General features: G+C 46.1%; 15 protein-coding genes and 1 pseudogene. All 16 read left to right on the forward strand.

The features are described 5' to 3' along the window. Positions 1-11 precede the first annotated feature (11 nt). Positions 12-1004 (forward strand): flotillin-like protein FloA, encoded by a 993-nt coding sequence (floA, locus tag SB24_RS16900; RefSeq protein WP_007408280.1) that lies wholly within the window; start codon positions 12-14, stop codon positions 1002-1004. Positions 1005-1031: 27 nt separating this feature from the next. Then, on the forward strand, positions 1032-1466 hold the full coding sequence (locus SB24_RS16905) for a hypothetical protein (RefSeq protein ID WP_039254434.1): 435 nt from the start codon (positions 1032-1034) through the stop codon (positions 1464-1466). 56 nt (positions 1467-1522) lie between these two features. Beyond that, entirely contained in the window at positions 1523-1804 is a 282-nt protein-coding gene (gene yqfC / locus SB24_RS16910) for a sporulation protein YqfC (protein WP_003152966.1), read from the forward strand. A gap of 17 nt (positions 1805-1821) precedes the next feature. Continuing rightward, a pseudogene (yqfD, locus tag SB24_RS16915) lies at positions 1822-3046 on the forward strand (sporulation protein YqfD). Continuing rightward, positions 3010-3969, forward strand: coding sequence for a PhoH family protein (locus SB24_RS16920; RefSeq protein ID WP_007408283.1), 960 nt, complete (start codon positions 3010-3012; stop codon positions 3967-3969). The pseudogene yqfD and the gene SB24_RS16920 overlap by 37 nt, the downstream one beginning before the upstream one ends. An 80-nt stretch (positions 3970-4049) precedes the next feature. Then, positions 4050-6182 (forward strand): HD family phosphohydrolase, encoded by a 2133-nt coding sequence (locus SB24_RS16925; protein WP_007408284.1) that lies wholly within the window; start codon positions 4050-4052, stop codon positions 6180-6182. Then, positions 6183-6656, forward strand: a complete 474-nt coding sequence (gene ybeY, locus SB24_RS16930; protein ID WP_012118016.1) for an rRNA maturation RNase YbeY — start codon at positions 6183-6185, stop codon at positions 6654-6656. Further along, positions 6637-7011, forward strand: a complete 375-nt coding sequence (locus SB24_RS16935) for a diacylglycerol kinase family protein (RefSeq protein WP_003152974.1) — start codon at positions 6637-6639, stop codon at positions 7009-7011. The genes ybeY and SB24_RS16935 overlap by 20 nt, the downstream gene beginning before the upstream one ends. Before the next feature lie 123 nt (positions 7012-7134). After that, positions 7135-7545: a cytidine deaminase gene (locus SB24_RS16940; RefSeq protein ID WP_003152976.1), complete on the forward strand. Its 411-nt coding sequence runs from the start codon at positions 7135-7137 to the stop codon at positions 7543-7545. Continuing rightward, positions 7526-8431 carry a GTPase Era gene (era, locus tag SB24_RS16945; protein WP_007408285.1) on the forward strand — a complete coding sequence of 302 codons (906 nt, stop codon included), beginning with the start codon at positions 7526-7528 and terminating at the stop codon, positions 8429-8431. The genes SB24_RS16940 and era overlap by 20 nt, the downstream gene beginning before the upstream one ends. Before the next feature lie 155 nt (positions 8432-8586). Further along, positions 8587-8730, forward strand: a complete 144-nt coding sequence (locus SB24_RS19780) for a YqzL family protein (protein WP_007408286.1) — start codon at positions 8587-8589, stop codon at positions 8728-8730. 36 nt (positions 8731-8766) lie between these two features. Continuing rightward, entirely contained in the window at positions 8767-9534 is a 768-nt protein-coding gene (recO, locus tag SB24_RS16950; protein WP_007408287.1) for a DNA repair protein RecO, read from the forward strand. 301 nt (positions 9535-9835) lie between these two features. Then, the gene (gene glyQ / locus SB24_RS16955) at positions 9836-10723 is read left to right on the forward strand and encodes a glycine--tRNA ligase subunit alpha (protein WP_003152984.1); all 888 of its coding nucleotides are present in this window, start codon (positions 9836-9838) and stop codon (positions 10721-10723) included. Next, positions 10716-12755, forward strand: a complete 2040-nt coding sequence (gene glyS, locus SB24_RS16960) for a glycine--tRNA ligase subunit beta (protein ID WP_015417840.1) — start codon at positions 10716-10718, stop codon at positions 12753-12755. The genes glyQ and glyS overlap by 8 nt, the downstream gene beginning before the upstream one ends. Before the next feature lie 100 nt (positions 12756-12855). Next, the gene (gene ccpN, locus SB24_RS16965; RefSeq protein WP_003152989.1) at positions 12856-13494 is read left to right on the forward strand and encodes a transcriptional regulator CcpN; all 639 of its coding nucleotides are present in this window, start codon (positions 12856-12858) and stop codon (positions 13492-13494) included. 25 nt (positions 13495-13519) lie between these two features. Then, positions 13520-14332, forward strand: a complete 813-nt coding sequence (locus tag SB24_RS16970) for a pyruvate, water dikinase regulatory protein (RefSeq protein ID WP_015417839.1) — start codon at positions 13520-13522, stop codon at positions 14330-14332. The last annotated feature ends 55 nt before the right edge of the window (positions 14333-14387 follow it).

Below are 14387 nucleotides of genomic sequence, written 5' to 3' on the forward strand. Positions count from 1 at the left end.
GGAGGAATTAGATGGAACTGTCAAGTTTGGCGATTTTAGCATTAGTTGCTGCTGCCATTATTGTGTTAGCCATATTCTTCACCTTTGTACCGGTGATGCTATGGATTTCGGCGCTTGCGGCAGGAGTCAGAATCAGCATTTTCACTTTGGTCGGGATGAGGCTGCGGCGCGTCATACCAAGCCGCGTTGTCAATCCGTTAATTAAAGCGCACAAAGCCGGCCTGTCCGCAACAACAAATCAGCTCGAAAGCCATTATCTGGCCGGAGGTAATGTCGACAGGGTGGTCAATGCCCTGATTGCGGCACAGCGCGCCAATATTGAGCTGTCATTTGAACGCTGCGCAGCCATTGACCTGGCCGGGCGTGACGTATTGGAAGCCGTACAGATGAGCGTCAATCCGAAGGTCATTGAAACACCGTTTATCGCGGGTGTCGCCATGGACGGAATTGAAGTAAAAGCAAAAGCCAGAATCACGGTAAGAGCCAATATTGAGCGCCTTGTCGGAGGAGCGGGAGAAGAGACGGTTGTCGCCCGTGTCGGAGAAGGGATTGTCTCGACAATCGGTTCTTCACACAATCATAAAAAAGTGCTTGAAAACCCTGATATGATTTCGCAGACTGTACTTGGCAAAGGGCTGGATTCAGGCACCGCATTTGAAATTCTTTCGATTGACATCGCCGACGTGGATATCGGCAAAAACATCGGAGCGATTCTTCAGACGGATCAGGCAGAAGCAGACAAAAACATTGCGCAGGCCAAAGCCGAAGAGCGCCGTGCCATGGCGGTCGCCCAAGAGCAGGAAATGCGCGCTCGCGTAGAAGAAATGCGTGCGAAAGTCGTGGAAGCAGAAGCCGAAGTGCCGCTTGCGATGGCAGAAGCGTTGCGTGAAGGAAACATCGGCGTCATGGACTATATGAACATAAAAAATATCGACGCGGATACGGACATGAGGGATTCTATCGGCAAGCTGACGAATGACCAGCAAGATGAAGACCAACAATAACCTCTCTATTAAGGAGGGAGCCGCTATATGCACGAGATTCTGACAAATCCGCTCGTCATTGCCGCCGTCATTGGCATTATATCGGCAATATTCGGCAAGAAAAACAAAGATGAAAAACGTCCGCCGGGTACACGTCCCGGAAATCAGGCAAAAAAGCAGGATCAAAAACAGCCGCAGAAAGAGCATAAGCCAAAAGCGGAAGAATGGCCTGCCGTTTCAGAAGAGAACCCTTTTGAGCAAAAAAGAAGGGAAGCTGAAAAGCGCCTAGCGGAGACGGAGCAGATGTTTAACGGGCTCGAACATAAGCTGACATCCGCACGCGCACGAAACGCGTCTCTGAAGAAATCAGCCCTCAAAATAAATAAAGAAACTGCGGTCCAAGGCATTATATTCAGTGAGGTTTTGGGTCCGCCCCGTGCAAAAAAACCGCACCGGACCATGCGGAACATCGGTAAAAAATAAAGTGTTAGAACCCCTTTTCAAATCATACATATGAGATGAAAGGGGGTTCTTTTTTTATGGGGCAAAGAAAGAATCGTGTAAAGGCATGGCTGACAAGAGCATTGGAAATTCCCCCGGACGTTATGATGGATCTGCCTCGTATTACGATGGTCGGCAGACTTCATATCTACATAGAGAATCACAGAGGCCTCCTGCTGTTCAGTGAAGAAGAAGTCAGGCTGATGCTCAAGCAGGGGCAGTGTATCATATCAGGAAAAAACTTGGTCATTAAGGCAATCCTTCCTGAGGAAATCCTTTTGGAAGGCACGATAGATCACGTACGATATGTCGATTCATAAAGCCGGGGGGAAATAATGTGAAAAACAAATGGCTGTCATTTTTTTCGGGTAAAGTCCAAGTGGAAGTCAAAGGAAAAGGGATTGAACGGCTGCTGAATGAATGCACGAGAAACGGAATCGCCATCTTTGCGGTGAAAAAAAAGCAAGACTGTGTTCTGCTGATGATTCAGCTTCAAGATGTACATGCTTTCAGAAGAGTCATCAGAAAACATGAATGCAAAGCAAGCTTTACAAAAAGAAAGGGTCTTCCCTTTCTGCTTCTCAAATCAAAATTAAACCTGGGCTTCACTGCGGGATTTGTGATATTTTTTGTTATATTGTTTCTTTTGTCAAACATGATTTGGGACATTGATATTAAAGGGGCCAAGCCAGAGACCGAGCATCAGATGGTAAAGCATCTTGAAGAAATCGGTGTGAAAAAAGGCCGTTTGCAATTTTTAATGATGACGCCGGAGAAAATTCAAAAATCATTAACAAACGGCATCGATAATATTACGTGGGTCGGTGTGGAATTGAACGGGACAGCCCTTCATATGAAAGTGGTCGAAAAGAACGAACCGACAAAAGAAAAGTACGTAAGCCCCCGCCATATCGTTGCCAAAAAGAAGGCGGTCATCAAAAGGATGTTCGTGCAAAAGGGGCAGCCGATGGCTTTTGTGAACGATCATGTTGACAAAGGACAGCTCCTCGTCTCAGGACTAATCGGAAATGAAGACCGGAAAGTCGCCTCAAAAGCGGAAATTTACGGAGAAACATGGTACAAGTCAGAAGTAACCGTGCCCCTTGAAACATCATTTACGCTATATACGGGTAAAGTAAGGACGAAGCACAAGCTGTCTTTCGGATCATGGGGCGTGCCTTTTTGGGGTTTTGAATTTAATGAGAAGCCGCTGAAACATCCAAAAACAGAGGAAGAAAAGCATCCGTTTCAATTTCTGGGGATGAAGCTTCCGGTTTCTTACGTTCAAGAACAGACAAGGGAAAGTGAAACATCCGTGCGGACTTATACGAAAGGCGAAGCGGTTCAGGCCGGTATCAAAATGGGAAGACAAGATGTAGAAAAGCGATTGAACGGCAGTGGAGAGGTGGAAAGTGAAAAAGTTTTGCACCAATCCGTTGAGAATGGTAAAGTAAAGTTGATTATTCTCTACCAAGTTATAGAAGATATCGTTCAAACCACACCTATTGTTCAGGGAGACTAAAGAATGGCAGAACATTTACTTGCGATTAATCACAAACTGAAAAGCCCGGACGAAGCACTTTCTTTGTTCGGCAGCCAAGATGCCTTTTTACATTTAATGGAGAAGGATCTGGGCATTAGCCTCATCACACGCGGTGAAACCATTTACGTTTCCGGGAATGATGAAACATTTGAGATCGCTGACAGATTATTGGGCTCGCTCCTTACTTTAATTCGCAAGGGGATCGAGATTTCGGAACGTGATGTGCTGTATGCCGTGAAAATGGCAAAAAAAGATGAACTGGACTATTTTGAAAGCATGTATGAAGAGGAAATAACGAAAACGGCAAAAGGCAAACCGATCCGTGTCAAAACCATCGGCCAAAGAGAATATGTGGCGGCGATGAAGAAAAACGACATGGTGTTCGGCATCGGGCCGGCGGGAACCGGCAAAACTTATTTGGCGGTCGTAAAAGCGGTGCACGCTTTAAAAAACGGCCACATTAAAAAAATTATTTTAACAAGACCCGCTGTGGAAGCCGGCGAGAGCCTCGGTTTTCTGCCCGGAGATTTAAAGGAAAAAGTAGATCCTTATCTGCGCCCGCTGTATGACGCGCTCCATGATGTGCTCGGAAGCGACCATACGGAGCGTCTTATGGAAAGAGGGGTTATCGAAATCGCCCCGCTTGCCTATATGAGAGGGCGGACGCTTGACGACGCGTATGTGATTCTTGATGAAGCCCAGAATACCACTCCCGCTCAAATGAAAATGTTTTTGACGAGATTGGGTTTTGGCTCTAAAATGATCATTACGGGCGACGTAAGCCAAATTGACCTGCCGAAAGGCGTCACATCGGGACTTGCAGTGGCGAAGGACATGCTGAAGGACGTAAACGGCATCTCCGTGATTGAACTTGACCAGACAGATGTGGTCAGGCATCCGCTTGTTGCAAAAATTATTGAAGCTTATGATAAGCAAAAGTAATGCAAAAATGACCCGATCTCCCGTTATCGGGTCATTTTTATATGATGTGTTCCTGATGTTTCAGGGAGGAGGTTCTTGTTTTGAAAAAGAAGGGAAAGGGCAAAAGCGCCCGGGAACGGTTCCGCAGTTTCAGACATGCCCGCTCAGCCCATGTGCTGCTGTACCTGCTGCTTTCAGCGATCATGTTTGGTTTGCTCTTTATTCATGTAAAACCTGAATCACTTAATTTGGATTTGTTTGCAGTCAGTGATAAGACGATTTACGCGCCCGCCACAGTGGAAGATCAGCAGGCGACGGAATCGAAAAAACAGGCGGCCGAAGATGCGGTGGAAGATCAATACACTCTGAAAAAAGGCTATACCGACAATCGGCTTGACCTGATCACTTCCATTTTTGACAGCATCGGCGAAGTGAAAAAAGATGCGGAAAAAGACAAAAAGTCACCTTCGGAAAAATCACTGGTAAAATCGGTGAAAAACAAGCTGACACAGGATGTCAATGAATCCGTCTCGGAAGATGCCATTAAATCGCTTCTCCATGCAAACAATGAAGATTTCTCATTTGTGAGGGATTCCGTCATTACCGCGGTGAATACGGTGATGAGCAGTGAAATTCCTTCTGAAAAGCTTGCTGAAGCGAAGGATAAGGTCGCAAAAGAGCTGAAAAGCGCTTCTGTGCCGTCAAAATATTTAGCGGCTGCGACTGAAATCGGAAAATACGCGGTCATCCCGAATTACGTTTTTGATCCGAAAGCGACCGATGAAAAACGCCAGGAAGCGTCAGACAGCGTCCAGCCGGTACAGATCAAACAGGGACAGGTTCTCGTGGAAGAGAATGACCTGATTGACCGGGAAGTATACAGGAAGCTTGAACTGACGGGTCTTTTGAATAATTCCAACCTGTTAAAACCGATCAGCGGTCTCCTTCTGATGATCGGCCTGTTTATTGCCACGCTTGTCTACTATTTTGAGAAACAGCAGCAGGAGCTTAAGCTGAAAAATAAATCTCTTTTGCTGTTTTCTATCATTACAACGCTTATTCTCGTCATTATGGAAGTCGTCAGTCTCTTTCAGAAGATTGAATACACCAATATCGGCTATCTTGTGCCGATCGCCGCCGGCGCGATTTTAATCAGGCTGCTGCTCAATGAAAGGCTCGCCATTTTAGGAAGCATCATTCTGGCGATCTGCGGCAGTATGATGTTTAATCAGGGTGTGACGGGAACATTTAATTACGTCATCGGCATTTACTATTTAATCAGCAGCATTTCAGGCATTTTGTTTTTGGGAAAACATAATGCGAGATCAAAAATATTGCAGACGGGACTGTTCGTCTCATTTATTAATATGATTATCGTGCTGTCGCTTTTATTAATACAAAATACGGCGCTGTCACCGGTTGAAATCGGAACGCTTATGCTGATGGGGGTCGTCTCGGGACTTGCTTCATCCGTTTTGATTATCGGTCTGATGCCGTTTTTTGAGACGGGATTCGGCATTCTTTCAACGATGAGGCTGATTGAACTGTCTAATCCGAATCATCCCCTGCTTCGAAAGATTTTAACGGAAACACCCGGTACATATCATCACAGCGTCATGGTGGCAAATCTGTCGGAAGCGGCTTGTGAAGCCGTAGGGGCAAACGGTCTTTTAGCACGGGTCGGAGCGTATTATCACGATCTCGGCAAAACGAAACGTCCGCAATATTTTATTGAAAATCAGATGAATATGGATAATCCGCATGACAAGCTGTCTCCGCAGCTCAGCAAAAATATCATTATCGCACATACGACAGACGGTGCGAATATGCTCAGAAGCTATAAGTTTCCGAAAGAGCTTGTGGATATCGCGGAGCAGCATCACGGAACGTCCCTTTTAAAATTCTTTTATTATAAAGCGAAAGAAAAGGGCGACCAGATTACAGAGAAAGAGTTCCGCTACCCGGGGCCGAAGCCGCAATCGAAAGAAGCGGCTATTATCTCAGTGGCCGACAGCGTTGAAGCCGCCGTCCGTTCCATGCATAATCCCAATCCCGAGCGGATCGAAAAACTGGTGCGGGGAATTATATCCGATAAGCTTCAGGACGGACAATTCTCAGAATGTGATCTCACGTTCCGAGAACTGGATACGATCGCAAAAACACTATGTGCGACTTTAAAAGGAATTTTCCACTCCCGGATTGAATATCCGGAGGCTACGAAGAAGGTGAAATAAATGAGTTTACTCATAGATATTGTTGATGAAACGAACAGCGTCTCAGCTGATGCGCTCCAAGAAGTGGAGAAGCTGCTCCAATTCGCGGCGGAAAAAGAAGGCGTTCAGGACCAGGCTGAAGTATCGGTCACGATTGTGACAAATGAGGAAATCAGAGAAATCAACAGAGACTACCGGGGAAAAGACACTCCGACTGACGTCATTTCGTTTGCGCTTGAAGAAGAAGGCGAAGACGAGGTTGAAATCGTAGGCGCCGACATGCCGCCTGTTTTAGGAGATATTATCATCAGCGCTGACAGAACGAAAGAGCAGGCGGAAGAGTACGGCCATTCGTTTATGAGAGAGCTCGGTTTTCTGGCCGTGCACGGCTTTTTGCATTTGCTTGGCTATGATCACATGACAAAAGAAGAAGAGGAAGAAATGTTTTCAAAGCAAAAGGATTTGCTGGATGAGTATGGACTCACGAGATCATAAAAACGAGTGGAGCAGGTTCCTGAAGAGCTTTGTCCATGCATGGAGGGGAATCTGGAAAACGGCGCGGTCAGAGCGGAATTTTCAATTTCATATTACCGCGGCCTGCGCCGTTATCGTTTGCGGTTTTCTCACCGGGCTGAGCACAGCCGAATGGGCCGTTGTTTTGGTGCTGATCGGAGGGATGCTTGCTTTGGAGCTTTTAAATACGGCGATAGAGCATGTTGTGGATTTAGTTACCGATCAGTATCACCCGCTCGCAAAAGCGGCAAAGGACGCGGCCGCCGGAGCCGTTTGCGTCTTTGCCGTGATATCGTGTATCATTGGTTTACTCATCTTCTTGCCGAAGATATGTTAGCAGAAGATTCTTACAATTATTTTACATTGCCAAAAATGGGCGTGAAAAACCAATCATAATTATGTAAAATAAAAGTGACAGCGGTATCATACAGGATAAAGGTAAGAGAGGAATTAAGTACACATGAACAGACAAGAATTGATTGCAGAAGCATTAAAAGCGCGGGACACAGCGTATGTGCCGTATTCAAATTTCAGAGTGGGAGCCGCTCTTCTTACCAAAGACGGAAAAGTGTACAGAGGCTGCAACATCGAAAATGCAGCATACAGCATGTGCAACTGTGCTGAACGCACGGCGATATTCAAAGCTGTTTCCGAGGGGGATACGGAATTTGCGATGCTCGCCGTGGCTGCGGATACTCCGGGACCGGTTTCGCCGTGCGGAGCCTGCAGACAAGTAATTTCCGAGCTGTGCTCAAAGGATATGCTTGTTATTCTGACCAACTTACAAGGACAAATAAAAGAAATGACTGCGGAAGAATTATTGCCGGGCGCATTTTCATCGGAGGATTTACATGACGAACGAAAGCTTTAAATCAGGATTTGTATCTATCATCGGAAGGCCGAATGTAGGAAAGTCTACCTTTTTAAACAGGGTCATCGGTCAAAAGATCGCCATCATGAGCGACAAACCCCAGACGACAAGAAATAAAGTCCAAGGGGTGCTGACAACCGGCACGTCGCAGACCATTTTTATTGATACACCGGGCATTCACAAACCAAAGCACAAGCTTGGCGACTTTATGATGAAAGTGGCGCAGAATACGCTGAAAGAAGTTGACTTGGTGTTATTTATGATTAACGCCGAAGAAGGGTACGGAAAAGGCGACGAGTTTATCATTGAAAAGCTCGGACAGACGTCTACACCGGTTTTTCTGATCGTAAACAAAATTGATAAGATCCACCCTGACCAGCTGCTTCTTTTAATTGATGAGTACCGTACGCGCTATCCGTTTAAGGAAATCGTGCCGATCTCAGCTTTGGAAGGGAACAACGTCGAAACCCTTCTCGCGCAGATTGAAGCGTATTTACCGGAAGGGCCTCAGTTCTATCCGAGCGATCAGGTGACTGACCATCCTGAGCGGTTCATTATTTCTGAACTGATCAGAGAAAAGGTGCTCCATCTGACAAGGGAAGAAGTGCCGCACAGCATCGCTGTCGCTATCGAGTCCATTAAAGGGCAGGAAAACGGCTCCGTCCATGTCGCTGCCACCATTGTGGTCGAGCGGGATTCTCAAAAAGGCATCGTCATCGGCAAAAAAGGAGCGCTTCTGAAAGAAGTCGGCAAAAGAGCGCGGGCTGATATTGAAGCTCTTTTGGGCTCACGCGTTTACCTGGAATTATGGGTGAAGGTGCAGAAGGACTGGCGGAATAAAATGTCTCAGCTGCGTGATTTCGGCTTCAAAGAGGATGAATATTAATTCATCTAAGGCGCATGCCTGAGGTGTGAGATTACCTCACAGAAGCAGGGATTCGTTAGCAAAATTTGTTTAACATGAAAAGGAGGACATCAGGTCAAGATAAGGGTAAGAATTTGGATTTGCAAGCTAGTTTAATGATGAAAGGTGGGTTTTTTGTGTTGAATTTTACCTGGAACGTATTTTCTCAAACAGGAAGTGTTGATACGTACCTTCTTTTTAAAGAACTGGAAAAAGAGAACCTGGAAAGACCCGAAGAACCGGAAGATGAGCTAGCCCGAATTGATTTTCCAATTTTGTAAACCTCTTGGCCCCTCCCATTGTTGGAAGGTGCGGAAATGCTGACTAAATGTGAAGGAATCGTGCTCCGTACGAATGACTACGGGGAGACGAATAAAATCGTGACATTGCTGACGAGGGAACACGGCAAAATCGGCGTCATGGCAAGGGGCGCCAGGAAGTCAGCCAGCCGGCTGTCAGCAGTCAGCCAGCCGTTTTTGTACGGGTCATTTTTAATGCAAAGAACATCAGGACTCGGCACGCTCCAGCAGGGTGAAATGATTCTCAGCATGAGAACGATCAGAGAAGATTTATTTTTGACGGCGTATGCCGCTTTTATCGCTGAACTCACTGACAAAGGAACGGAAGAGAAGAAACCGAACCCCTATTTATTCGAATTGATTCTCGAATCCTTTAAGAGGCTGAATGACGGGACTGACCCGGACGTGATCACCTTCATCGTGCAGATGAAAATGCTCGGCGTCATGGGGCTGTATCCGGAGCTGAATCATTGTGTCCACTGCAAAAGCGGGGAAGGGACGTTTCATTTTTCGATAAGAGATAACGGGTTTATATGCCACCGCTGCTTTGAAAAGGATCCGTACAGAGTTCCGATTTCGCCGCAAACGGCAAGGCTGCTAAGGCTTTTTTATTACTTTGATATCGGAAGGCTCGGCAGCGTCTCGTTAAAACAGGAAACCAAAAATGAAATTAAACGGGTCATTGATCTGTATTACGAAGAATATTCAGGACTTTATTTAAAGTCAAAACGGTTTTTAGATCAGATGGAAAGCATGAAGAACCTTTTGGATGAAAACAAAAGTTGACATTCTGCCCATCTTTTTATATGATCATTTATTATAAAATATGTTGCAGTGACAGAAAGAAGTACTTGCGTCCAACTCATACAAGCGACCTTAGGGCAGTGTAAGCTAAGGATGAGCGCGCAACGAAAGGCATTCTCGAGCAACCCTTTAAAAAGAGGCTGAGTGATTCACATCCTCAGCAACTAGGGTGGAACCGCGGGAGAACTCTCGTCCCTATGTTTGCGGCCGGCAAGCATAGAGACGGGAGTTTTTTGGTTGCCGCCGCACTTGTAAAAGAATGGAGAAAGTGGAGGTGCTTGAAATGAACATTCAAGATATGATTTTAACCTTGCAGAAGCACTGGTCGAATGAAGGCTGTGTGCTCATGCAGTCGTATGATGTGGAGAAAGGCGCAGGCACAATGAGCCCGTATACATTTTTACGAAGCATCGGGCCGGAACCGTGGAGAGTGGCTTACGTTGAGCCGTCCAGACGGCCTGCGGACGGACGGTACGGTGAAAACCCGAACAGGCTCTATCAGCATCATCAATTCCAAGTCATTATCAAGCCGTCGCCTGATAACATTCAAGAGCTTTACCTTGATTCATTGCGTGCGCTCGGCATTGACCCGCTTGAACATGATATCCGTTTCGTAGAAGACAACTGGGAAAACCCGTCTTTAGGCTGTGCAGGTCTCGGCTGGGAAGTATGGCTTGACGGGATGGAAATTACTCAGTTTACATACTTCCAGCAGGTGGGCGGAATTGAATGTAAACCGGTATCCGTTGAGATCACATATGGTATTGAACGTCTCGCGTCATATATTCAGGATAAAGAAAACGTCTTTGATCTTGAATGGACGTCAGGATTTACTGTGAAAGATTTATTTATGATGGCTGAATATGAGCATTCCGTTTATACTTTTGAAACATCTGACGTGGATATGCTTTTCCATTTGTTCAGCACCTATGAAAAAGAAGCGATCAGACAAATGGATAACGGGCTCGTGCATCCGGCCTATGATTATGTGCTGAAATGCTCCCACACATTTAATCTGCTCGATGCAAAAGGCGCGATCTCGGTGACGGAGCGGACGGGTTATATCGGCCGTGTCCGCAACTTAGCGAGAAAAGTGGCAAAAACGTATTATGAAGAACGGGAAAAATTAGGGTTCCCAATGCTTAAAGAGGAGGGCTCTTCCCATGAGTAAACAAGACTTGCTTTTAGAGATCGGACTCGAGGAAATGCCGGCGCGGTTTTTACATGACAGCATGGTGCAGCTCGGTGAAAAGCTGACCGGCTGGCTGGCTGAAAAAAATATCGCCCACGGCGAAGTGAAACTTTTTAATACGCCGAGACGTCTGGCAGTATATATAAAAGACGTAGCAGAAAAACAGGCTGATATTCAGGAAGAAGCAAAAGGCCCTGCGAAAAAAATCGCTCTGGATGCTGACGGAAACTGGACAAAAGCCGCTATCGGATTTTCAAAAGGCCAAGGCGCCGGAGTGGATGACCTGTATATAAAAGATGTAAACGGCACGGAATATGTCTTCGTTCAAAAATTCCAGGCGGGACAAGAGACGAAGACACTTTTACCGCAGCTGGAAAATTTGATTGCCGGAATGCATTTTCCGAAAAACATGCGCTGGGGCACGCAGGATCTGCGCTATATCCGTCCGATCAAATGGATTATCGCTCTCTTTGGAAAAGACGTCATTCCGTTTAAAATCACAAATGTAGAAACGGGCCGGAACACACAGGGACACCGCTTTCTCGGCCAAGAAGTATCTGTTGATGCACCGTCATCATACGAAAAGCTGCTGAAAGAACAAAGCGTCATTGCTGACCCGAAAGAACGCAAACAAATGATCCAAAGCCAGCTGGACGCGCTTGCAGCCGAGAAGAAATGGAACATTCCGATCGATGAGGACCTGCTGAACGAAGTCAACCATCTGGTGGAATACCCGACGGCGCTTTACGGATCTTTTGAATCCGAGTTTCTTTCTATCCCTGAAGAAGTGCTTGTGACAACAATGAAAGAGCATCAGCGCTACTTCCCGGTAAAAGATGAAAACGGGAATCTGCTTCCTCATTTTATTACGGTAAGAAACGGGAACAGCCATGCAATTGAAAATGTTGCCCGCGGAAACGAGAAAGTGCTGAGAGCAAGGCTTTCAGATGCTGCGTTCTTCTACAAAGAAGACCAAAAGCTGAACATTGATGAAAATGTGAAGAAACTGGAAAATATCGTTTTCCATGAAGAGCTCGGCTCCCTTGGAGATAAAGTAAGAAGAGTGGCCGCCATTGCGGGCAAACTTGCCGTCCGCCTGAAAGCGGATGAACAGACGCAAAACCTTGTGAAGCGCGCCGCAGAAATTTCTAAATTTGACCTGGTTACACATATGATCTATGAGTTCCCTGAGCTTCAGGGCGTGATGGGAGAAAAATATGCGCGCATGCTCGGTGAAGATGAAGCCGTCGCTGCCGCAGTCAATGAGCACTATATGCCGAGAGCGGCCGGGGGAGAAGTGCCTTCAACCTTTACCGGCGCGGTCGTGGCGTTAGCTGATAAACTGGACACGATTGCTTCCTTCTTCAGCATTGACGTAATTCCGACAGGTTCTCAGGATCCGTACGGATTGCGCCGTCAGGCAAGCGGCATCGTTTCCATTCTGATCGACCGCAACTGGGGCATTTCTTTTAAAGAGCTGCTGTCATTGACAGAAACGGAAAAAGAAAATGAGCTCCTCGATTTCTTTACACAGCGTCTGAAATACGTCTTAAACGCTGAAGACATCCGTCATGACGTTATTGAAGCCGTTCTGGACAGCACAGAGCTTGAGCCGTATGCAGCCGTTCATAAGGCTAGAGTGCTTGAGAAGCACCTCGGCACACCCGGCTTTAAAGAAACGGCTGAATCACTCGGCCGGGTCATCTCCATCAGCAAAAAAGGCGAGAGCCGCGATATCAATCCGGATCTGTTTGAAAATGAACAGGAGAAAAAGCTGTTTGACGCTTATCAACAAACAAAAGACAGTGTCGCGGAAAGCTTTGCCTCCAAAAACTATGAACAGGCGCTTGCCGTGCTCAGCGGATTAAAGGAGCCGATTGAAGACTACTTTAATCACACGATGGTAAATGCGGACGATGAAGCATTAAAAACCAACCGTTTAGCGCAAATGACCGCTCTTGCAGATGTGATCAAGTCTTTTGCTAATATGAATCATCTTATTGTAAAATAAAGAAAAAGACGGTTGCTGTGTGATCGGCAATCGTCTTTTCCCCTTTTACATAAACATCACAGAATGAAAACATAGATAAAGAAACCCTTCCATAAAGGTGGTGAGTACGATCGAATTAAATAAACGGCAAGAACAAATTTTACAGATTGTAAAGGAAAACGGCCCGATTACCGGAGAGCATATCGCAGAACAGCTCAATTTAACGAGGGCCACGCTGCGGCCGGACTTGGCCATACTCACCATGTCAGGCTTCTTAGAGGCCCGTCCGCGGGTCGGTTATTTTTATACGGGGAAAACGGGAAATCAGCTGCTTGCGGATAAACTGAAAAAGCTGCAAGTGAAAGATTTTCAATCGATCCCTGTTGTCATCAATGAGAATGTCTCGGTATACGATGCCATCTGCACAATGTTTTTAGAAGATGTCGGCACGTTATTTGTCGTAGATCGTGATGCTGTCTTAGTCGGTGTGCTGTCACGCAAAGATTTGCTGCGGGCGAGCATCGGCCAGCAGGAACTTGCCTCAATACCGGTTCATATTATCATGACAAGAATGCCGAATATCGCCGTCTGCCGGCGTGACGATTATGTGATGGACATCGCCAAGTATTTAATTGAAAAACAGATCGATGCCCTGCCCGTTATTAAAGATACGGATAAAGGCTTTGAGGTCATCGGCCGGTTTACCAAAACGAATATGACTAAGATACTTGTCAGTTTATCAGAAAATGAAATCATATAAGCTTGAAAACTAACGGGGGGATAACATGGACAATCGCATCATTTATGTAGTATCAGACTCAGTCGGAGAAACCGCCGAACTCGTTGTAAAAGCCTCGCTCAGCCAGTTTAACGGCTCAGCAGATGATACGCATATCAGAAGAATACCTTATGTGGAAGATATCGGCACCATTAATGAAGTCGTGTCTCTCGCCAAAGCGGACGGCGGCATTATTTGTTTTACGCTCGTTGTTCCTGAAATGCGCAAATACCTGGTTGAACAAGCGGAAAATGCGAATGTGCTGTATTACGATATTATCGGTCCGCTCATCGATAAAATGGAATCGGCTTACGGTCTGACCGCTAAATATGAACCGGGCCGCGTCCGCCAGCTTGATGAAGATTATTTCAAAAAGGTCGAGGCGATCGAGTTTGCCGTCAAATATGACGATGGCAGAGATCCAAGAGGCATTTTAAAAGCCGATATCATCCTGCTCGGAGTATCCAGAACGTCTAAAACCCCATTATCACAATATCTTGCCCATAAGCGTCTGAAAGTGGCCAATGTGCCGATCGTTCCTGAGGTCGATCCGCCGGAAGAACTGTTCAGCGTTGATCCGAAAAAATGCATCGGCTTAAAAATCAGCCCTGATAAACTGAACCATATACGAAAAGAACGGTTAAAATCTCTCGGCTTAAATGACAAAGCCATTTACGCCAATATCAACAGAATTAAAGAAGAGCTGGAGTATTTTGAGAAAATCGTGGACCGGATCGGCTGCCAAGTCGTTGACGTTTCGAATAAAGCGGTCGAGGAAACAGCGAACATCATTCATCACCTCAAAACAAAGGGCCGATAACTCAGGACGCTTTATCCTGGGTTTTTGGGTATGCAAATAGGGAATAAACAAAAAG

The organism is Bacillus sp. Pc3, assembly GCF_000815145.1.
In the GTDB taxonomy this organism is placed as follows: domain Bacteria; phylum Bacillota; class Bacilli; order Bacillales; family Bacillaceae; genus Bacillus; species Bacillus velezensis.

Excerpts from the sequence above, each read along its gene's own strand:
- glyQ (WP_003152984.1), top strand. The coding sequence starts at position 9,836 with ATGAACATTCAAGATATGATTTTAACCTTGCAGAAGCACTGGTCGAAT.
- SB24_RS16935 (WP_003152974.1), top strand. The coding sequence starts at position 6,637 with ATGGACTCACGAGATCATAAAAACGAGTGGAGCAGGTTCCTGAAGAGC.
- ybeY (WP_012118016.1), top strand. The coding sequence starts at position 6,183 with ATGAGTTTACTCATAGATATTGTTGATGAAACGAACAGCGTCTCAGCT.
- era (WP_007408285.1), top strand. The coding sequence starts at position 7,526 with ATGACGAACGAAAGCTTTAAATCAGGATTTGTATCTATCATCGGAAGG.
- SB24_RS16970 (WP_015417839.1), top strand. The coding sequence starts at position 13,520 with ATGGACAATCGCATCATTTATGTAGTATCAGACTCAGTCGGAGAAACC.
- SB24_RS16905 (WP_039254434.1), top strand. The coding sequence starts at position 1,032 with ATGCACGAGATTCTGACAAATCCGCTCGTCATTGCCGCCGTCATTGGC.
- SB24_RS16920 (WP_007408283.1), top strand. The coding sequence starts at position 3,010 with ATGGCAGAACATTTACTTGCGATTAATCACAAACTGAAAAGCCCGGAC.
- glyS (WP_015417840.1), top strand. The coding sequence starts at position 10,716 with ATGAGTAAACAAGACTTGCTTTTAGAGATCGGACTCGAGGAAATGCCG.
- yqfC (WP_003152966.1), top strand. The coding sequence starts at position 1,523 with ATGGGGCAAAGAAAGAATCGTGTAAAGGCATGGCTGACAAGAGCATTG.
- floA (WP_007408280.1), top strand. The coding sequence starts at position 12 with ATGGAACTGTCAAGTTTGGCGATTTTAGCATTAGTTGCTGCTGCCATT.
- recO (WP_007408287.1), top strand. The coding sequence starts at position 8,767 with ATGCTGACTAAATGTGAAGGAATCGTGCTCCGTACGAATGACTACGGG.
- SB24_RS16940 (WP_003152976.1), top strand. The coding sequence starts at position 7,135 with ATGAACAGACAAGAATTGATTGCAGAAGCATTAAAAGCGCGGGACACA.